At 48.1% G+C, this 20,372-nt stretch carries 19 protein-coding genes and 1 pseudogene; 17 read left to right on the top strand and 3 right to left on the bottom strand.

Annotation, left to right across the window (positions count from 1 at the left end):
- Window positions 1-411 precede the first annotated feature (411 nt).
- The 15 genes and pseudogenes from MJ595_RS21930 to MJ595_RS21860 form a co-directional block, all read left to right on the top strand.
- A pseudogene (locus MJ595_RS21930) lies at window positions 412-936 on the top strand (4Fe-4S dicluster domain-containing protein); the annotation flags it as partial.
- A gap of 90 nt (window positions 937-1,026) precedes the next feature.
- Window positions 1,027-3,054: a hydrogenase 4 subunit B gene (hyfB, locus tag MJ595_RS21925; protein WP_263080263.1), complete on the top strand. Its 2,028-nt coding sequence runs from the start codon at window positions 1,027-1,029 to the stop codon at window positions 3,052-3,054.
- Window positions 3,054-4,007 (top strand): respiratory chain complex I subunit 1 family protein, encoded by a 954-nt coding sequence (locus MJ595_RS21920; RefSeq protein ID WP_263080262.1) that lies wholly within the window; start codon window positions 3,054-3,056, stop codon window positions 4,005-4,007. Before hyfB ends, MJ595_RS21920 begins: the two co-directional genes overlap by 1 nt.
- A gap of 18 nt (window positions 4,008-4,025) precedes the next feature.
- Window positions 4,026-5,462 (top strand): hydrogenase 4 subunit D, encoded by a 1,437-nt coding sequence (locus MJ595_RS21915; RefSeq protein ID WP_263080261.1) that lies wholly within the window; start codon window positions 4,026-4,028, stop codon window positions 5,460-5,462.
- Window positions 5,463-5,539: 77 nt separating this feature from the next.
- Window positions 5,540-6,190, top strand: a complete 651-nt coding sequence (hyfE, locus tag MJ595_RS21910) for a hydrogenase 4 membrane subunit (protein WP_263080260.1) — start codon at window positions 5,540-5,542, stop codon at window positions 6,188-6,190.
- A gap of 7 nt (window positions 6,191-6,197) precedes the next feature.
- Window positions 6,198-7,841 carry a hydrogenase 4 subunit F gene (locus MJ595_RS21905; RefSeq protein ID WP_263080259.1) on the top strand — a complete coding sequence of 548 codons (1,644 nt, stop codon included), beginning with the start codon at window positions 6,198-6,200 and terminating at the stop codon, window positions 7,839-7,841.
- 34 nt (window positions 7,842-7,875) lie between these two features.
- A complete protein-coding gene (locus MJ595_RS21900; protein WP_263080258.1) occupies window positions 7,876-9,621 on the top strand; it encodes a hydrogenase large subunit in 1,746 nt (581 codons plus the stop codon).
- Between the two features lie 10 nt (window positions 9,622-9,631).
- Window positions 9,632-10,195 carry a hydrogenase 4 subunit H gene (hyfH, locus tag MJ595_RS21895; protein WP_263080257.1) on the top strand — a complete coding sequence of 188 codons (564 nt, stop codon included), beginning with the start codon at window positions 9,632-9,634 and terminating at the stop codon, window positions 10,193-10,195.
- 14 nt (window positions 10,196-10,209) lie between these two features.
- Window positions 10,210-11,034 (top strand): NADH-quinone oxidoreductase subunit B family protein, encoded by an 825-nt coding sequence (locus MJ595_RS21890; RefSeq protein ID WP_263322563.1) that lies wholly within the window; start codon window positions 10,210-10,212, stop codon window positions 11,032-11,034.
- A 5-nt stretch (window positions 11,035-11,039) separates the two neighbouring features.
- The gene (locus MJ595_RS21885) at window positions 11,040-11,492 is read left to right on the top strand and encodes a formate hydrogenlyase maturation HycH family protein (RefSeq protein WP_263322562.1); all 453 of its coding nucleotides are present in this window, start codon (window positions 11,040-11,042) and stop codon (window positions 11,490-11,492) included.
- Window positions 11,489-11,986: a hydrogenase maturation peptidase HycI gene (hycI, locus tag MJ595_RS21880; RefSeq protein WP_263080256.1), complete on the top strand. Its 498-nt coding sequence runs from the start codon at window positions 11,489-11,491 to the stop codon at window positions 11,984-11,986. The genes MJ595_RS21885 and hycI overlap by 4 nt, the downstream gene beginning before the upstream one ends.
- Window positions 11,987-12,224: 238 nt before the next feature.
- Window positions 12,225-13,178: a CsgG/HfaB family protein gene (locus MJ595_RS21875; RefSeq protein ID WP_263080255.1), complete on the top strand. Its 954-nt coding sequence runs from the start codon at window positions 12,225-12,227 to the stop codon at window positions 13,176-13,178.
- Between the two features lie 15 nt (window positions 13,179-13,193).
- Window positions 13,194-13,505, top strand: a complete 312-nt coding sequence (locus MJ595_RS21870) for a hypothetical protein (RefSeq protein ID WP_263080254.1) — start codon at window positions 13,194-13,196, stop codon at window positions 13,503-13,505.
- Window positions 13,502-13,852, top strand: coding sequence for a DUF4810 domain-containing protein (locus MJ595_RS21865; RefSeq protein ID WP_263080251.1), 351 nt, complete (start codon window positions 13,502-13,504; stop codon window positions 13,850-13,852). The genes MJ595_RS21870 and MJ595_RS21865 overlap by 4 nt, the downstream gene beginning before the upstream one ends.
- Before the next feature lie 2 nt (window positions 13,853-13,854).
- Window positions 13,855-14,541, top strand: coding sequence for a DUF799 domain-containing protein (locus tag MJ595_RS21860; protein ID WP_263080250.1), 687 nt, complete (start codon window positions 13,855-13,857; stop codon window positions 14,539-14,541).
- Window positions 14,542-14,897: 356 nt separating this feature from the next.
- Here MJ595_RS21860 and MJ595_RS21855 read toward each other — a convergent pair whose 3' ends face one another.
- Both MJ595_RS21855 and MJ595_RS21850 read right to left on the bottom strand, forming a co-directional pair.
- Window positions 14,898-16,571: a transposase gene (locus tag MJ595_RS21855; protein ID WP_263078486.1), complete on the bottom strand. Its 1,674-nt coding sequence runs from the start codon at window positions 16,569-16,571 to the stop codon at window positions 14,898-14,900.
- Between the two features lie 91 nt (window positions 16,572-16,662).
- On the bottom strand, window positions 16,663-17,319 hold the full coding sequence (locus MJ595_RS21850) for an RloB family protein (RefSeq protein ID WP_263080248.1): 657 nt from the start codon (window positions 17,317-17,319) through the stop codon (window positions 16,663-16,665).
- A gap of 348 nt (window positions 17,320-17,667) precedes the next feature.
- Here MJ595_RS21850 and MJ595_RS21845 point away from each other — a divergent pair, with 348 nt between their 5' ends.
- Window positions 17,668-18,141 carry a helix-turn-helix domain-containing protein gene (locus tag MJ595_RS21845; protein WP_263078037.1) on the top strand — a complete coding sequence of 158 codons (474 nt, stop codon included), beginning with the start codon at window positions 17,668-17,670 and terminating at the stop codon, window positions 18,139-18,141.
- On the top strand, window positions 18,063-18,716 hold the full coding sequence (locus tag MJ595_RS21840) for an IS630 family transposase (protein ID WP_263322427.1): 654 nt from the start codon (window positions 18,063-18,065) through the stop codon (window positions 18,714-18,716). The genes MJ595_RS21845 and MJ595_RS21840 overlap by 79 nt, the downstream gene beginning before the upstream one ends.
- A gap of 16 nt (window positions 18,717-18,732) precedes the next feature.
- On the opposite strand, the gene MJ595_RS21835 is transcribed toward MJ595_RS21840, so the two are convergent.
- Window positions 18,733-19,953 carry an ATP-binding protein gene (locus MJ595_RS21835; protein WP_263080247.1) on the bottom strand — a complete coding sequence of 407 codons (1,221 nt, stop codon included), beginning with the start codon at window positions 19,951-19,953 and terminating at the stop codon, window positions 18,733-18,735.
- Between the last annotated feature and the right edge of the window lie 419 nt (window positions 19,954-20,372).

Here is a 20,372-nt window from a genome sequence, read left to right as displayed (position 1 = left end):
TAAATTTGTTGGACAGGGAGTTGTTATCTGGATTTCTAGATGAATTTAAACTAAAGCTGATTTTTTGTTTTATGCATACTGTGAATTGTCGTTTCATTTATAACTTCGCCTTTCGCTAATGGCTATTTTCGCTGAAGGCTTGTGATAAAAAATTGTAGGCATCTGACCTGTTACTTCCTTAATGACATTTTACGGCCTTAGTCATTGGTCGTCAGATTTGTCAGAATATTCGTCACTTGTGGCATGAGACCTTGATATTAGCTCCTGTTAGCCAATAGTTTTTTCTTTTCGTCATTAAAAAAATACATATAAAACAATATGTTATGCTTTTTATTGGCAGAATATATAAAGATGGCGTGATTTTTGCAAAACTGGAAATGATTTGAACTGCAATGCTGTTATAGGAGTACTATGAACCGCTTTATTATTGCGGATTCACAGCGATGCATTGGGTGTAGTACGTGCATGTCCGCATGTTCAACGACCCATAAGGCGGTTGGTTTGCAAAGCCAGCCCAGACTCAGGGTGATGAGGGCTGAAAATGCTACTGCCCCGGTTGCCTGTCGCCACTGTGAAGATGCACCCTGTGCCAGGGTCTGCCCGGTCAATGCCATCACCCGGGAAGAGGGTCAGGTTCAGCTAAATGAGACTGTTTGTGTCGGCTGCACCCTGTGTGCCATTGCCTGCCCGTTTGGAGCCATAGCCTTTAACGGCAGTCGCCCACTGGATTATGCCAACTCATACGACACTTATATTCCTTCCACTGTTCGCTCAAGCAACCCGTCCACCTCATCCCCTGCGGTGTTTGGTAAGGATATTCTGGCCTGGGAACCGGGGGTGAAAAGCATTGCGGTCAAGTGTGACCTTTGCCAGACCCGTGAGGAAGGCCCTGCCTGTGTGGAGGTTTGCCCCACCAAAGCTATTGTCCTGGTGGAAGAAGGAACTATGAAAGAGACAGCCAAATGCCGTGCTGAAGAAGCGGCTGTGGACGTCTCTTCCGTTGTATTGGAGGCGCAGAGTTAAGCCATGATAGCTTTCAATTACTTACTGGCCTCGGTTCTGCTGTATCTGGCAGGTGCTTTTATTTCCCTGCTTTGTCATCGCTCAGACCGGCAGGCATCACGGTTCGCGGGAATACTGAGCACTCTGGGGGGGATCTCTGGAGTGTTGGCTTCAGCGCCAGTTTTGCTGAAGGGGCAGACTCTGGTTACTGCAGTTTATAGTCCCTTTTATTTTGCTGATTTTACCCTCCGGCTGGACCCGCTATCCGCTTTTATGGTGCTGGTGATTTCCATTGTGGTGATTGCCGCTTCGCTCTATTCCTTTGCCTATATGAAGGAGTATGAAGGTAAGGGTGCCTGGGCATTGGGGTTCTTTATGAACCTGTTTATCGCTTCAATGGTGGCCCTGGTAGTTTCGGACAATGCCTTTTACTTTATCGTCTTCTTCGAGATGATGTCCCTGGCCTCATACTTCCTGGTATTGGCAGAGCAGAGCGATAAATCAGTGGCTGCCGGGCTGCAGTATTTTATGTTTGCCCATGCCGGTTCAGTATTGATCATGGTGGCCTTTTACCTGTTATACCGGGCTTCCGGTAGCCTTAACTTCTCTGAATTTAATGGCCTTGACCTTCCGGTCTGGGAAGCCTCTGTGATCTTTATTCTGGCGTTTCTCGGGTTTGGGGCCAAGGCGGGTATTATCGCCCTCCATGGCTGGCTGCCCAAGGCACACCCTGCCGCACCTTCCCATGGCTCTGCCCTGATGTCCGGGGTCATGGTCAAGATCGGGGTATTTGGGATTATTAAAGTGGGAATTGTTTTCCTGCAGGCCCAGGTTCTCTGGTGGGGCTATCTGGTGCTGGCGGTGGGAGCTGTTTCCTCCGTTCTGGGTGTACTCTATGCCCTGGCAGAACACGACATTAAACGTTTACTGGCTTACCACACCGTCGAGAACATCGGCATCATCCTGATGGGTGTCGGTGTAGGCATGATTGGCATGGCAACCGGAAACACCACTATGGCAGTTCTGGGTCTGTTGGGAGGCCTTTACCACCTGATCAACCATGCGGTCTTTAAAGGGTTGTTATTCCTGGGTGCAGGTTCCGTTATCTACCGGCTGCATACCAAGGATATGGAGAAAATGGGTGGTCTGGCGAAACGGATGCCTTATACGGCCATTGCCTTCCTGATCGGAACTATGGCCATTTCAGCATTGCCTCCCTTAAACGGCTTTGTCAGTGAATGGTTTATTTACCAGTCCTTGTTAGGTATGAGCAAGACTGCTCTTATGGGGCAGGCAATAGCAGGGCCGGCAGCCATTATCATGCTGGCTATTACCGGTGCCCTGGCCTGCATGTGTTTTGTTAAGGTCTATGGTGTTTGTTTCTGTGGTGCACCGAGGTCTGACCAGGCTGCCAAAGCCACTGAAGTGCCAAAGCCGATGATTTTCGGCATCATGTTACTGGCTATTCTCTGTATTGTTCTGGGACTGGGTTCACCCTGGATTGCCCCGGTAATCTCCGGTATTGCGGCCAGTCTGGTTCAGGTAGAACCTGTAGCCGTTCATCAGGGCATGGCGCTGATACCTGCGGATTCAACCCAGGCGATTCTCTCTGCACCGGTTATTACCATTGCCTTGCTAGCCATGTTACTGGTTCCGGTTGTTCTTCTGGCCCTGTTCAGGGGACCCAAGCTTCAGCGTCGCCATAAAGGTGATCCGTGGGCCTGTGGTTATGCCTATGAACAACGGATGTCCATTACTGCTGGCGGCTTTACCCATACCCTCAGAACCATGTTTGCGCCTCTTTATATCATGCGCAGGGTTTTGGATCCATCGCCGGCCCTGTCCAGAATGTTGTCGTTTACTACCCATGCAGCCCGGCAAGCTGAGCCGTTTCTTGATAACCGGATTATTTTGCCAGTGGCCCGACTGGTACAACGAGTGGGCGAAGCCATTCGCCGTTTGCAGCATGGTGACTTCCGCATTTATTGCCTTTATATGGTGATTATTCTGGTGCTGTTGTTGATGGTTCCTTATGACCTGGGAGTGAAATAATGCAGGGACTTGAAATGCCCAGTGCCGGGATGATGGCGCTTGCCATTATTCAGGCGTTGCTATTGCTCGGTCTTGCCCCTTTGGCAACCGGCTTTTCCCGACAGATCCGCGCTAAAATGCACTCCCGCCAGGGGCCGGGGGTGTTGCAGGATTACCGGGATATTTTCAAACTGCTCCGACGCCAGGAGGTGGCTCCAGCCAATGCCGGTGTGATTTTTGTGATCACACCCTATGTGCTGGTTGCTTCCATGTTGCTGGTGGCCATGGCGCTGCCTGCCGTGACCAACCACTCTCCATTTCCGGTGGCCGGAGATATCATCACCGATATCTATCTGTTTGCCATTTTCCGCTTCTTCTTTTCCCTGTCGGGTCTGGATTCCGGCAGTATGTTTGCGGGCATTGGCTCCAGCCGTGAATTGACCCTTGGGGTGCTGGTGGAACCGACTCTGATGCTGGCCATTATTGTTATGGCCATTATTGCCGGAACCACCGACCTGGGATTGATCAGCACCACTATGGCCACGGCTCCCTGGACATCTCCCATGGCTACCATGATGGCGGGTGCGGCCTGTGCCTTTGCCGTGTTTATTGAAATGGGTAAGTTGCCCTTTGACGCCGCAGAGGCTGAACAGGAATTACAGGAAGGCCCGGTGACTGAATACGCGGGTTCCGGACTGGCGCTGATGAAATTGGCTCTGGGGCTGAAACAGTTGGTGGTAGCCATGCTGTTCCTATCCATTTTTGTTCCCTTTGGCAAGGCGGCAAGTTTTGGTCTGGTTCCGGTTCTGGGTGGAACCCTTGCCATGTTAGCCAAGCTGTTTGTGGTGTTCCTGATTGCAGGCCTGGTTGAAAACAGTGTTGCACGGACACGGTTCGTGAAAACCCACCACCTGACCTGGTCCGGTTTTGGTGTGGCGGTGCTGGGTTTCGTTTTCTATCTGACCGGGCTGTAAGGAGAGGAAACAAGAACTATGGAATCAATCGCCCTGTTTACCCTGTTGTTCCCGTTTATTGGGGCAATATCGATTATTTTTATGCCGGGACAGGCCCGCAGAATCGGCCAGATAGTTTCGGCGCTGGCTTCGCTGGGTACACTGGCACTGGCCTATAGCTTTTTCAGGCATGGTGCCGAACCGGTTCATTATACCTTGCTGTCTGCCGGACAGGTGGAGCTTTTTGGTTTTACCATTGATAAGGTCAGCACACTGATTGCGGTGGCTGTGGTCTGTCTGGGCTTTCTGGTCTGCCAGTATTCCCTGGGTTATATGACCGATGGCAACCGGGAGCACCCTCAGGATGGTAAGCCTCGCTACTATGCGTTTCTGCTGGTGTTTATCGGTGCCATGGCTGGGCTGGTACTGTCGTCTACGGTATTGGGACAACTGCTGTTTTTTGAAATTACCGGTGGTTGCTCCTGGTCGTTGATTGGTTATTACCAGAAGCCGGAATCTTTCCGGGCAGCACTAAAAGCATTGGTGGTCACTCACTTGGCCTCACTGGGGCTGTTTATTGCTGCGGGCTTTCTGTTCCACGGAACCGGCTCTTTTGCTGTCAGTGCCCTGGCTCAGCTGGATGACAGCACCAAGACCATCGTAATGCTGGGTGTGCTGCTGGCGGCCTGGGGTAAATCAGCCCAGTGGCCACTCCATGTCTGGCTGCCTGATGCCATGAACGCACCGACTCCGGTCAGTGCCTATTTACACGCCGCCTCCATGGTAAAAGTGGGTGTGTATATCTTTGCCCGTGCAGTATGGTCTGCGGGTCATATTCCCGAGATAGTGGGCATGGTGGGTGTAATCAGCGCCATTATCACCATGGTGTTTGGCTTTGTGATGTACCTGCCCCAGAAGGATATGAAGCGGTTACTGGCCTATTCCACCATAACCCAGCTGGCGTATATCTTTCTGGCGTTGTCCATGGCGGCCCTGGGTTCTCGCCTGGCCTTTGAAAGTGGCATTACCTATATCTTCAACCATGCCTTTGCCAAGAGCCTGTTCTTCCTGGTGGCGGGTTCCCTCAGCTATACCTGTGGCACCCGTATGTTGCCGCAACTGAAGGGAATTATTAAAGCTCAACCGTTACTGGGTGTGGGCTTCTGTGTGGCTGCCCTGGCCATTACCGGTGTACCGCCATTCAACGGTTTTTTCAGCAAGTTTCCACTGTTTGCCTCTGGCTTTGCACTGTCTGCAGAGCATAGCTGGCTGATGCCGATACTGGTGATTGCCCTGATTGAATCAGTAATGAGCTTTGGCTGGATTCTCTACTGGTTTGGCAAGGCAGTGGTGGGTGAGCCCTCAGAGGCCTGCGCCTCATCCCAGCCGTTGCCAGCCTCTATGAAATCCGTACTAATCGTGCTGACCATTATGTCGCTGTTTTCCAGTGTGATTGCAGCGGCCTGGCTGTCTTGATCATAAATAGCCACCGGTGAAAAAGGCAGCTCCGGGAGCTGTCTTTTGTAACAAGAAGGAATGTTGAAGGAACCCTAATGTCTGGAGAACTTCTAATCAACAACCTTGCCGGATTGCTGATTGTCACCTCGCTGGTGATTATCGGTGTCCGCAAGCCCAAGGCTGCCGCCTGCCTTTATTCGCTGCAGTCCATAGTGCTGGTGCTGACCTTTATTGCCATTGCCAGCAGTGTCCAGGCGGAACCGCTGTTTGAATGGGCGGCAACCGCTTTTATCACCAAGGTGGTGGCATTGCCACTGTTGCTCTACCGTGCTTTTGGGAAGATGCAGGATACCGTTGCTGACCAGTCAGAAATTCATTTTGGCTGGTTACTGCTGGCGGGTATTGTCATTGTACTGGTGAGCTTTAAAGCGGTGGAAGGGGTGGAATTACCTCTGGTGTCCGGCCTTAAGCCTGCCCTGGCTGTGTCCCTGGGGCATTTTTTCCTGGGAGTACTCTGCGTGGTTTCCCAGCGCAACATACTCAAGCAGTTATTTGGCTACTGCCTTATGGAAAATGGTGCTTCCCTGACCTTGGCGCTACTGGCTAACAAGGCGTCGGGTCTGGTGGAAATCGGCGTGACCACTGATGCTGTATTTGCCGTTGGCTTTATGGTGATTCTGGCCCGTCATATCTACAAAAAGCTGCAGACACTGGATGCCAGGCAGCTGATGCAGCTTAAGGGGTAATTAATTAATGTCATCTTCAACTTTGCTCCTTAATGCAATTACGGTGCCCTTGATTGCATCGCTACTGTCGTTTATTTGTTGCCGTTCTGAAAATACAGGTTACCGTTTTTCAACCACGGTGCACGCTCTGGGAACAGTGCTGGTTTTCCTGATCACCATGACCCTGGCCATTTCGGTGGCTTCCAGTGGCTCTTCACTGGCTGATGGCTCTGTTATGGCTGCCAACCAATGGTTTTACCTGGACGGATTATCTGCGCTGGTGCTGGGGGTGCTGGGGCTGGTGGCCCTGATCACCGGTATTTATTCCATTGGTTATATAGGTCATGAATACCGTGAAGGCGAGCTGACAGCACGACAGGTGGCCACTTATTACGGACTGTTTAATCTGTTCCTGGCCACCATGATTCTGGCGGTTGTCTCCAATAACGTCATTATGATGTGGGTAGGTATTGAGGCAACCACCATCAGCTCTGTTTTTCTGGTGGGCTTTTATGGCAAGCGATCTTCTCTGGAGGCTGCCTGGAAGTACATTATGATCTGTTCAGTGGGTGTGGCCTTTGGCCTGTTTGGCTCAATCCTGACCTATTCCAATGCGGCGGCGGTGATCAGTGATCCGGCTCATGCCATTCTGTGGACAGAAATTCGTAATCAGGCGGTATTGCTTGATCCGGTTCTGGTGCAGCTGGCCTTTGTCTTTGCCCTGGTGGGTTTTGGTACCAAGACTGGCCTGTTCCCCATGCATGCCTGGTTGCCGGATGCGCACTCTGAAGCGCCAAGTCCGGTATCTGCATTGTTATCTGCGGGTTTGCTGAACTGTGCCCTGCTGGTGATCCTGCGTTACTACATTATTACCGTAAAAGTGCTGGGAACCGGTTTTCCACAGTATTTGCTGCTGGGCTTTGGTGTTATGTCCGTGGCCGTTGCTGCTTTCTTTATCCTGACCCAGAAAGATATCAAGCGGAAGCTTGCCTACAGTAGTGTGGAAAATATGGGGCTGGTGACATTGGCTATTGGTCTTGGACCCTTAGGTGCCGTGGCTGGGTTATTCCATATGATCAACCATAGCATTGTCAAGGCGCTGCTGTTTTGTGCCTCCGGTAATGTCCTGCTGAAATATGGCTCCCGGGATATGGGCGTGGTGAAAGGTCTGATTAAGGTGGCACCCAAAACAGGTTTAATTCTTGCTGGAGGTCTGCTGGCCCTCAGTGGTGTACCGCCTTTCAGTATTTTTCTGAGTGAATTCTCGATTGTGACGGCAGGTATCAGCTCTGGTCATACAGTGCTGTTTATCCTTTTGATGCTGCTTTTGACGGTGGTACTGGCGGGATTCGTCAAAGTGATTTCTGACTGTGTCTTCGGAGAGGCGCCAGCAAACGTTAAGCGTGGGGGGCTGGGCTTTATGACAGTAGCGCCTATCGCTGCCACTCTGGTGTTGGCTCTGGTGATGGGGGTTCGGGTACCTGATTTTGTCACCCGTGGTATCGATAGTGCTGCCCTGGTAGTGCTGGATAGTGACAAGGCATCCGTGATGGATGAGTTGTCACTGTCTTTCCCTGAAGCTTTTTCCGGAGCTTTTTCCGGAGCAATGGAAAAACCACTTGCCGGTACAGAGAAGGCAGAGGTAATCATGGCTGGACAGGCCCGTAATTAAAGCGCCAAGAGCAGTATAAAGAGATTTTTTTGCAATGTACGATATAAAAACTGAAGCCTCTGGCCAGAACTACGGAAGAGTGGGCCAGGGTTATGTGAACGGTGTTCGTCAGCGCTTTCCCGGAGCGGTGATTGATGAAGAGTGGCAAACTGAAAATCAGGTGACCATTACGGTCAATAAAACTTCGCTGATTGAGGTGATGCAGTGGCTTTACTATGACCAGGGCGGCTGGCTGGCAGTTTCCTTTGGTAATGATGAGCGCAGCCTGAATGGACACTTTGCCCTATACCATTCCATGTCTATGGAAGGGATTGTTAAAAGCTGGCTGACGGTTAAAATTCTGATTGATCCCGTTAGCATGGAATTTCCTTCCATTACCCCCACTATTCCTGCTGCGGTCTGGGGTGAGCGGGAAGCCCGGGATATGTTTGGCCTTCGCCCAGTGGGCTTGCCTGATCAGCGTCGTTTGGTGTTGCCTGATGACTGGCCGGAAAACCTCCATCCTTTACAAAAGGATGCCATGGATTATCGCCAGCGCCCTGCGCCCACTACTGATACGGAAACCTATCAGTTTGATAACCAGCTTGGGGATGACAGCAACAATGTTGTTCCTGTAGGCCCGTTGCATATTACCTCTGATGAACCCGGACACTTCCGCTTGTTCGTAGAAGGCGAAACCATTGTTGATGCGGATTACCGGATGTTCTATGTCCATCGTGGCATGGAAAAGCTGGCTGAAACCCGTATGGGTTACCATGAGATTGCCTTCCTGGCAGACCGGGTCTGTGGTATCTGTGGTTTTACTCATAGTGTCGCCTATAGTAATACCATCGAAAATGCCCTGGGAATTCCGGTGCCGCCAAGGGCGAAAATGATCCGGACTGTATTGTTGGAAGTGGAACGTCTGCACAGTCACCTGCTGAATATCGGTCTGTCCAGCCATTTTGTGGGCTTTGATACCGGTTTTATGCAGTTCTTCCGGCTCCGGGAAAAGACCATGGTGCTGGCCGAGCTGTTGACCGGTGCCCGGAAAACCTACGGCCTGAACCTGATCGGTGGGGTACGTCGGGATATTCTCAAGGAGCAGCGGGTTAAAGGCATAAAACTGGTTCGTGAAGTGCGCAAGGAGTTCACCGAACTGGTGGATATGCTGCTGGCTACTCCGAATCTGGATCAGCGTATTGCCGGAGTGGGTATTCTGGATCATAAAATCGCCAGGGATTTCAGCCCTGTGGGGCCATTGATCCGGGCCAGTGGTCATAAGCGGGATGCCCGAACCGTTCATGGTAGTACCCTGGAAGCATACGGCAGTGTACCAATGGAGCTACACTCTTTGGATGGCGGTGATGTGCAGTCCCGGGTGCTGGTGCGGGTGAAAGAAGTGCTGGACTCCCTGAACATTGTGGAGTTTGGTCTGGATCATCTGCCTGGCGGTGACCTGCTGGTGGAAGGCTTTACTTATCAGCCCCATAAGTTTGCCCTGGGCTTTACTGAAGCGCCACGGGGAGAGAATGTCCACTGGAGTATGACTGGGGATAACCAGAAATTGTTCCGCTGGCGTTGCCGGGCAGCCACCTATGCTAACTGGCCGCCATTGCGTTATATGCTTCGGGGCAATACGGTGTCTGATGCGCCGCTGATTATTGGTAGTCTGGACCCCTGCTACTCCTGTACTGATCGGGTCACTATTGTTGATACCCGCAAAGGCAAGAGCAAAACTGTGGCCTATAAAGAGTTTGAGCGTTACGGCATCGAACGGAAGCACTCTCCTTTGAAGTAAGAGACTCACCATGTTCAAGTTATTTAAAACCATTGCCAGGGCGGGTAAGAGCACGGTCAAGTATCCTTTTGCCCCTCTTGAGGTGTGCGAGGATTTTCGGGGCAAACCGGATTATTCTGCTGAGCAGTGTATTGCCTGTGCAGCCTGTACCCGGGCTTGCCCGGCTAATGCCCTGATTATGGAAACCGATACAGAAGAAGGCAGCCGTCGCTGGGAACTGTCCATGGCGCGCTGTATTTTCTGTGGTCGTTGTGAAGAGGTTTGCCCCACTGGTGCCATTAAGCTTTCCAAAGAGTTTGAACTGGCGGTGACCAAGAAGCAGGATCTTTACGAAGATGCCCATTTCAAGTTGGCGCACTGTCAGGTCTGTGAGGCACCTTTTGCGCCATTGAAGGCCGTTCGCTATACCATGGACTTGCTGGTTCAGTCCGGTATGTCGGAAGAACAGGTGGCATCTTACCGCCAGCAGTTGGAAAGCTGTCCCGAGTGCCGTCGCAAGCAGAATATGCTGGACAGTGACAATATATTCCACGGCAGATACCTGAACACGGCAACCCAGGCGGAAGGATATTGAGTATGAGTGGTGCTATGAAGGGTATAAAAGAGCTGGCGGGAAAAGACCATACCACGGCAGTACCGGTGGAGCAGGATGAACATCTGATCAAGATGAAGTCCATCCTGGCCGAGGATATCAAGCGCTCAGCCTATGTCTACCGGGTTGACTGTGGTGGCTGTAATGCCTGTGAAATCGAGATTTTCGCCGCCACCACGCCGGTCTTTGATGCAGAGCGTTTTGGTATCAAGGTAGTGGCCTCTCCCCGCCATGCGGATATTCTCCTGTTTACCGGTGCAGTGACCCGGGCCATGAGAATGCCAGCGCTGAGGGCTTATGAAGCAGCACCTGATCCTAAAATAGTGGTGTCCTATGGCGCCTGCGGTTGCGACGGTGGTATTTTTCATGACCTTTATTGTGTCTGGGGCGGAACCGATAAAATCGTACCGGTTGACGTTTATATTCCGGGCTGCCCACCAACACCGGCAGCCACCATCTATGGATTGGCGGTGGCGCTGGGCATTCTGGATCAAAAACTGAAAGCCCAAAGTCATGAGGAGCAGCCTGGGGAACGGGTAACGCTCCAGCACACAGGCATTCCCCTGGAAATGAAAGTGATTATTGAGCGGGAGGCTCGCAGGTTGGCGGGTTATCGCCAGGGGCAGGTGATTGCTGATGAGTTTATGAGTTTGCTGGCGGAGTGTACTCCGGAGGATGTAGATCAGAAAATCAGGACATGGCTGGATGGCAAGAACGATCCGCGGTTCAGGGAAATCGTGGAAAATCTTTATCGTGTCTCACTGGCGGAATTAAGCGGCCGGGCTGTTCCCGAAGATCTGGCAGCAGGGAGTGATGGGTAAAGGTGATGTATAGCAAGGAATACTGCGGGGACGACGGTAAAAAACGTCAGCCCTCTGATGAGGTGAAGTTTTACACCTTGCACCGGAAGTTTGTGGATGAAAACTATGATATCCCGGAAGAGGCCAGGGAGGTGCTTTATTACAGCCTGGCCATTGGTCATCACCTGGGTATTGTAGATTGTCTTAAGGTATCGCTGCAGTGTAGTGGAACTGAATATCAGCAATGGTTAAGCCATTTACCTGAGGATGGTGAAGCCCGAAGGAAAATGGCTGGCTTTTTTACCTTTGGTGAGATCACCATTTTTCCAGAGCATACCCGGATGCTGGCGGCTGCCTTTGATGCCATTCCTGCATCGCAACTGTCATTAAGGGAGCAGCAGCTAACCGCAGAATTTATTGGAATTCTGGCGGCTATCCATCGTGAACCCACAATGTATTTAATGGTGAGAGATCATTGAACGATATCACTGACGCCAGCTGTGGCAATGTAAAACAGGCTGTGAATGTGGTAGTGGCCGTTGGTAACAGCATGATGGCTGACGACGGTGCTGGTCCGCTCCTGGCGGAGATGATGGCAGCGAAACCAGTGGATTCCTGGACTGTGATTGATGCAGGTACGGCTCCGGAAAACTGTATTCATCAGGTGAGGGCATTAAACCCTGACCGGGTGTTAGTGGTGGATGCTGCCGAGATTGGCCTGGAAGCGGGTTCTATCCGTATTATTGATCCTGAGTCCATTGCGGATATGTTTATTATGTCCACCCACACACTACCACTGAACTTTGTCATTGATGAGCTGAAGACATTTGTTCCTGAAGTGCTCTTTGTGGGTATTCAGCCTGCCATTGTCGCTTTTTCATTCCCCATGACCGAGATGATGACTGCCGCTGTTGAGACAGTTTACAAGGCTCTGCCAGATTGGCGGGGTGCTGGTGGTTTTGAGGCAGTGTAGCTGCTAACTTCTTCTTTTAGTAAAGAGCTACATCCAGGGAATATAAGGATGTGGCTCACCGCCTTTGATATTTATCCGCCTGATAGCCCCGTGTTGAAGTGTTGTTTTGCATCAATGGGGAAAATACGACTCAACTAACCATGCAAGGTACTTCACAATAATCTTATTGAAATGATGTGCTAATACCCGGTCAGGAACACCGTGAGCTAGCCTACCATGCAGGAGTAACACGATAATTATGAAGAAAATTGCCATTATAGGTGCTGTATTATTAATGACAGGTTGTGTGTTTAAATCATCGCACATCGATGTCAAGGAAGCGCCGGTAGCTCGTGCAGAACAAAAACATGCCCAGCAGGAAATGCTCAAAAAACAACCCGTAGTGGGGTTGAAGAGAAAGGTAGCCATAGGTCGAATTACTAATGAAACCACCTATGGTCGTTCGCTGTTGAGGGATGAGCATGGCGATCCACTGGGTAAGCAGGTATCGGATATGGTGTCTGCACGACTGGTGGAGTCTGGTCAGTTTGTTGTGCTGGAACGTCCGGATCTTGACCGTATAGAAAAAGAGAGAGTAATTAGCGGTACGGACAGTGAGCTGGTTGGCGTTGACACATTAATTGTGGGTTCCCTCACTGAGTTTGGCCGCAATATCACCGGAAGGTCCGGTTTTTTGAGTTCCACTAAAAAACAGACTGCCGTCGCTAAAGTGGAAGTGCGTCTGGTTAATGTAAAGACAGGGCAGGCTTACTTCTCAGCCACTGGTTCAGGGGAAGCCACTGCGGAGGCCGGTGCCGTATTAGGGTTTGGTGCAAAGGCCGGTTATGACGGAACCCTGACCGACAGGGCTATTTCCAACGCCATCAGTGATGTTATTGATGGCATGATTAGCAATCTTAACAGCCAGCCATGGAAAACCAGTATCCTGCATGTTGAAGATGGTCTGGTTTATATCAGTGGTGGTAATCATCAGGGGTTGAGACCTGGTAAAGAGCTGACAGTAAAACAGCTGGGTAAGCAGGTGAAGTCCGCCCAGACAGGATTTACTATTACCTTGCCCGGTAAAGAAGTGGCGCGGATACAGATCGATAGTAATTTTGGTGAAACTGAAACCACCGAAGGAAGTGTTGCTCACGTGGTCAGTGGTAATATTGCCGGTCTGCCTATCAGTAGTCTGGAAGTGGTTGAATAAAAGATGGAAAATAAAATGGCTATCAGGAATATATTGCTTGCAACACTGCTCTCTTTTGGTTTGGCTGCCTGTTCAGTGACCCAAAAGGCCCATGTCCTTGATGACAGGCCATTGGTGATGTTTGAAAATGCCCAGCCCGAAGATATAGTGCTGATTGATGGGGTAGAGCTTGGTTTTGCCAAGGATTTCAAGGCCGAGCAATCAGCACTGATTATTGAGCCTGGTACACACATGCTGAAAGTGGTGCGTAATGGCCTGCCATTATTGGAACAGCAGTTTTATATTTCCCGTGGGGCTGCCAAAGTCTTTGGGGTTCCCGGACTATGAAACACTGCATCAAAGTAATACCCGTTGTTGCCTGCCTGTTAATGCTGGCAGGCTGCCAGACAACAAACACCCTGTATCAATGGGGTGATTACGAAGACTCAACCTATGAGTATTATAAAACCCCGGCAGAGCTGGAGACTTACATTGCTCACTTGCAAGAGAGTATAGCTCGTGCTGAGCAGTCCGGAGCTGTGCCTCCGGGATTGTATGCGGAGTATGGTACGGCTCTGCTGAATCAGGGCAAAAAAAAGGAAGCCTTGTCATACTACCGAAAAGAGAGTGATCTCTGGCCAGAAAGCCGGCATTTCATGAATGCCATGATTAGCAATTTGGAAAAGAGATCATAGGGATGATAGTTATAAAAAGCGCACAGAACCATTTGAAACTCTTCGCACTGGCCATCTGTTTTATTCTTGCCGGTTGTGCCGGTACAGCACCGAAGGTTAGTGGGCCTCATCCGCTGGAAGTGGCCGGGGTAAAATCAATTTTGATATTACCGGTGGTTAACAATTCTGTGGATGTTGATGCACCGAGTTATTTCCTTAGCTCTATCAGTTATCCTCTTGCGGAACGGGGCTACTATGTTTATCCGGTTAATACGGTTAAAACGGTGCTGGAATCTGAGGGGTTATACGATGCCAACCTGGTTCAGGCTGCTGATCCGGCAAAAATTGGTGGTATGTTCGATGCCGATGCCATTTTATATGTCACTATTGACAGATGGGATGCCCAGTATTTGTTGATTAATACCACGGTTACTGTGGAGTTTAACTACAAAATAATGGATGGACATTCAGGTGAGGAGTTATGGACTGCCCATAAGACCATGACCTATTCACCGGATAATCAGTCAACAGGTGATCCGCTGGCGGATCTGGTGGGTATGGCGATTAATGCTGCAATTACGCGAGCGGCTCCTAACTATATGCCACTCACCCGAGAGGCTAACTGGATGGTGATTCATACGGATAATACCCGTTTACCTCCTGGTCCTTATCTGAAGGCGAAGCTTGAGGCGTCAGCCAAGGCGAAATAGTTATATTCAGCTGTGTCGACTTTCGTCACTTCTGACGAAAACTGTCGTTAATTACTTGTAACCGGGCGATATTTATATCGACCCGGTTTTTTTGTTGTGCCGAGTATGGTGCTTAGCACCATGATCGGTCTGTTCCAGTACGTATGGTGGCAAGGCGGGGGGGCTCACCTCCTACTTGATATGCTAAAAATTACTGCACAGGTCAAATAATGGTTTTTAATGATAGGAGCTATTGTTTGTTATTTGACCTTTTCAGAATATTTAAAGTTACTTTACTGGAGGTGCTCATAACACGAAGTTAGAAATTTGAATTGAAATAAAATACCGATAGATTGGTTAAGTTTTGGTGTAAGTTCTCAATAACTGCTGGTTAACCCACACGAAAAGTCGCTGGATGCTTGTTCTATCAGGTCGGGCAACCAGGGAAAACTGCCACTGCCCATGATTCGATCTTTCAGATAATGCCAAAACGATAAACCGTACAACCGGCAAGTTTTTTTCAGGCTGGCAAACGTATCCCGGCACTTTCTTCCCGCTTTGCTTTTTGTGCCGCCGCTGATTTTTCGTCGTTTCACGTATTCCCGTATTTGGCTTTCGCTCAGGTTGTTATGGAGCGGAAGGCTTGGAGCATCGAGTACCTGTAGCAATTCCTTCTCTATAACGACCAGCCCTGACAGTGCGTCCTGTAAATCAGGAAAGTCTACCTGGGTATTAGTCAGGGCCTTGAAATCGCGACGTATGTTTTGAGCTTTACTTTTATCGGGGCTGGCCTTGAAGACTTTTAAATCGTTGTAGATAGCCCAGAACCATGTACGACACCAGTACTGTGCACTGGCTTGCTGCTCATTGACCGGGTGGACTTTAGCCAATCCCCGCTCCGCATGAACCCAGCATTGAGCATGGTTGAATACGTTGAACTGCTGAGCACCATCACTGAATGTGGTCAGGTGTCCCATACCATGAGCCATTAAGCTGCTGTAAATAAGCGCTTCTGCTGCTTGCTTGCGCCGGGTCTTTCCCGTTAGCCCATGGTCGTTAAGGGCTGCTTCCCAGGCTTCCCGGTTTAAAAACGTAACGCCCATGTATTGCCTGATGATGCTTAGCCACTTCTCCGGGTAATCAAATTTTTCCAGATAGTCCAAGGCGTCCTGCGTGACGGAATAAGTCTTCCAGGGGCGATGCAAGAGGCTCAGGAAGTTTTCCCTACTCTTACTGCCTGTGCTCTCAAACCAGGCAAATAGCTCATTGTTGATAATGGTACAGTAGCCATTTTGTCCTTTATGCCTAGCTCCGGTGTCATCGGTCTGGATGTAGCGGGAGCATTTGAACCCTGTTGCCAGCAAAGCGTCTTTTTCTTCATGAAAGTCAGTATGACCTTCAGTGAGTAGCCGATGAAGTTCTCCCGCGGACATTGAGATTCCTATATCCCACAACCAGTCCAACAGCTGCGGCTGAGTCACCGAGCAACCGTGATGCTGGTACAACAAATAGGACTGGAGTTGTGGTCCATAGTGATGTCCATGCAGGCTTTCGGGAGGTTTTGCTGTGATGGTTTGTCCGTCGGGCGTCTGCCATTGCTCCAAATGATACTCGACCGTGAACGCCTGAATAGTCAGCTCTTGTACAGAAAAAGAGCTAAATCCGTTTGGTGTCGAACCAGACGGGACATCAGATACTTCTACGGTGATGATTTTTTCTGTTGCTGGCTTATCAGGCTGTTGGCGATTTTTTCGTGTTCGTTCGCCAGGCTTCTCAACCTTACGTTTCCCTGAATTATCAGGCGGTTCGTTGTCATCACCGGGACCATTATCACCCTTTTTACCATCATCTTTTGGTTTTGTATTGGGTCTGATATCAGGCTTTGGCGGCAGTTTTTTAAGACGACGAATCTGCGCTTGCAGTGCCTCAACAAGCGCTTGAAGCTTCGCTATCTGCTCTTGCTGCTGAGTAATCTGCCCTTGCTGCTGAGCAACAAGATTCAGTAATCTCGCAGGTGAGTACACTTGCTCTTGATTGATTGGGGGTTGCATGAGGGAAGGATAGATGTATATCAGAATTTTGCAGCTATCCAGCAGTTATTGAGAACTTACGTTTTGGTGGGTTTGCTAAGAAGACGATGATTTAGTTACTTTTCGAGAACTCTCTCATGCTGCTTAGCAGCTTGTATACGTCTGTATAAGGGTTAAGGAAGTGAGGCTCCTCCTCTCCCTGTTGAGCAGCTTCGGAAATCTGCTTGTTGACTTGCTCTGCATTAATGATCGCATTTTGAACGCCATTTTCTTTACTAACTTCATTGTAAAGGATTGTTAAGGCTTTATCGTAGTTTTCGATACCTCTTTCTTTAAGATATTTTTTAAGATTGCTTTTTCTTATCAGGTCATCATAGCTGTTATAAGCAGCTGTTGTCTTTTCAAAATGTAGTAGTAGCCAGAACTCAAAGCAAACATTAGAAAGGGCAATTTCTATTCCATTCTTCTTTGCTTTGCGTCTGGCTTCTGTGTGCAGTTTATGAGAATATTTGGTTGTAGATTCACGATCAAATACCACCCAGTAAATATCTCCTGTGTTGCCCTTTTGTTTTTCATCTATTGCTTCATCAACCAGTTGTACTGGAGTATTTTTATTGGTTTTTGGTATGACAAAGAGGGTGCGCCTGCCAGAGTGGTACTCATTGATATAGCCTCGAAGGTAATAAGGCTCGGTCTTTTCCCCTTCACAGTATATTTTAAATACTGGTTTTACGGGACTTTTTTTCTGCTTTTTTTTAGGCTTTGGCATGTTAAAACGATCCTTTGAGGGCTTCGGAAATATCCCTGTAGTTAATGCTGGGAATTGCCCCTAAGTAGGTCATAGTTTGGTTTCAAATAAACTGGATGTTCGGCCAGTACGAGAAATCTACTTCTTGATCTAACGATCAGATAGCTATTGAATGATACATTTACTCTATTATAAAGAGAGTACTGGTCTTTAAATCCCTCTCCCTAAGTAGGTCATAGTTTGGTTTCAAATAAACTGGATGTTCGGCCAGTACGAGAAATCTACTTCTTGATCTAACGATCAGATAGCTATTGAATGATACATTTACTCTATTATAAAGAGAGTACTGGTCTTTAAATCCCTCTCCCTATGAAGTACGTCACTACAATCACTGATGAAGCTGTTTTATTAACTTTGAAATTCGCCAAACACTACGGACCTCTGAGATGTATAAGGGAAAGAGCCCATAGCCTTTTATTGAGCAATCGTGGCTTTACCCTTGAGCAAATTGCCGAAATACTTGAAATTAGATATCAAACTGCTTCTCAGTGGATTGATGATTGGGAAGAATATGGTATTCGTGCCTTGTACAAGGGGCATGGTGGCGGTAGGCCGTGCATATATGACGAATCCGAAGTGCAACGCATAAAAGAATTAGTGGCTGAAGAGCCTCGTCGCTTATCGTATGTCAAATCCAAGATCGAGGATGAAACCGGTAAATCTTCATCAAAAATTACTCTGGCAAACATTGTAAAAAAGCAGGGCTGGTTTACAAAAGACTCCGTAAATCATGCAAACATAAACGGGACGAAGAGCAATTCCATGACTGTAAAACTGCTCTGAAAGATGCCCAGGAAGCCGAGAGCAAAGGGTTAATCAATTTATTTTATTTTGATGAGTCCGGCTTTACCCAGGAACCTTGTGTGCCATACGGTTGGCAGGAAAAAGGAAAGCAGCTCAGAATACCATCAGTCAAAAGTAAACGCATCAACGTACTGGGGTTTATGAACCGAAGCTGTGAGCTATTTCATTATCCTGTTGTGGGTTCAGTGAATAGCGATACGGTGATTGCGGCCTTTGATGACTTTGCAGAGAAAATGGCAGATGAAAAATACAGCTCAAATGATCGTTACACGGTAGTTATGGTGGATAATGCCAGCATTCACACCAGCAAAAAGTTTTGTGCCAGAATTGATGACTGGATGATTGAAAAGAAATTGCTGGTCTGCTTTCTGCCAACATATTCACCTGAGCTCAACCTGATTGAAATCCTGTGGAGGAAAATAAAGTATGAATGGCTCAACCTCTTGTCAATCAAGAGCTTTGCGGAATTTGAAAAAGAAGTTGAACGGGTGCTTTTTTCATTTGGAGAGGAGTATATGATCTCATTTTCTAATACTGTCCGACTGGATGGTTAAATTATTCGAAAGCAATCTATACACTACTTAATCGCCCCTCATTATACCACTTTGCAAATGGACTTTGATCTTTCAACGAAGACTCAAAGTCATCCAGGCTTTGGATCGTTGTTCCCTCTTGTATGGTTTTTGACACAAGATAGATTTGGTCTTTGCGCATGGTGTTTGGGGACATTAACGTTAAGTCATGAGTAGTAAAAATTAGCTGCGCATATTGCTTATTAACTAGGGGATCGTTGAATAGTTTGATGATAAGTTCTGCTAGGTGAGGGTGAAAACTACTTTCAATTTCATCAATGAATAATACTGCACCATCACGCAAAATTTTGATAAAAAATGGAAGTAATTTAAATAAACGACGAGTGCCGCTTGATTCTTGCTTATTCTCTAATCGGACTAGTTCACCATTATCCATCTCATGAAGAAAAAAGGAATTTTTGGAAAACTCCTGAATAAGCTTCTTTTTTATATCTTCCGGCATTCCTTCAGGAAACCTAAGATCTCCTACTTCCTTTTTTTCTAATTCAAATCGGTTGATGCCAAGATCAGCTTTCTGTAAAAAAGTATTGATAATAGAACAAATTGACTTGTCCTGATCCCAGTCAAATACACCTACAGTCTTATTGAAGCTTACGGTCATCGTTTTTTTTCTGAAGAAGTCGTATACATCCCTAATTAAATTAGGAGTATCTGGTCTGTTGCCTGCTTTAGCAAGATAGGTGCTATTTGAGAAAAAGGGTACTTGCCTGGTGCCACCTTTATAGTGTTCTCCAAATTTTACACTCTTCCATTGACTGGGTGAGTTTCTTTCGAACAGTACTGCTGCACGGGTGTTAGGGAAGTACTCAAGCTTTTCGTATAAAATTTCTAGCTGGGTAAACGTGACTTGGTAACGATATCGTTGCTCCCCAGCATAAAACTCAATATCAAATCGAATAGGTTCGTCTTTGGTTGTGTTTGATAATAAGTAGGGATCGTAGGCCGTAATAAGATCCCCTTCTTTTAGGTCACCACTGTCACAAACCAGATAGACCAATGCTTCAAAAGCCTTGATTATATTGGTTTTACCAGCTGCATTAGAGCCATAAATAGTACATGTTCTAAGAATGCCTAGATTGTCGTTGCCAATATAAGCAATATTACCCGCATGGTGCTTAGGCTTATTTTCAGCGAATAGACTAAGTAGTTGCTCAGTCTTGATTGATCGAAAGTTCTCGATAGTGAAGTCAATGATCATTGCTTTATTGGTATCTTGTCAGGTTAAACTTGGTTTTCAGATTAAAAAGTCTTATTTGGCCTACTTCTCACGATTATAGCACTATTTTATTGTTTTGTGTGTACTTGAAACAATATATACGGTTAAACAGCCCCTAAGTTTGTAGTCACAGATTAAATCAAGTATTCCCTCAGGGACTGGATGATAGGTTCGCTGGCTCCAGATGGAGTAATAACTTCCTACTATTTTTGAGGTGTGTCACGAGCGTGACGATTTTCGTCATTTTTGACGAAAATCGAGCAGAAGTTATTAGTTTGGTCATGAGTATAGCTTTGGTGGTGGCATGAGAAGCTATGGCTGTAGTAATGGATACAACTATTAATTCAAAGTGATGACTTGAAAACTTGATGGAGTGGAATAGCTGGAAGCGCCCCAGATTA

It is taken from the genome of Endozoicomonas sp. Mp262 (assembly GCF_025643335.1).
Taxonomy (GTDB): Bacteria; Pseudomonadota; Gammaproteobacteria; order Pseudomonadales; family Endozoicomonadaceae; genus Endonucleibacter.
The sequence above is the reverse complement of the archived record's forward strand: the minus strand, read 5'-3'. Positions and strand labels throughout refer to the sequence as shown.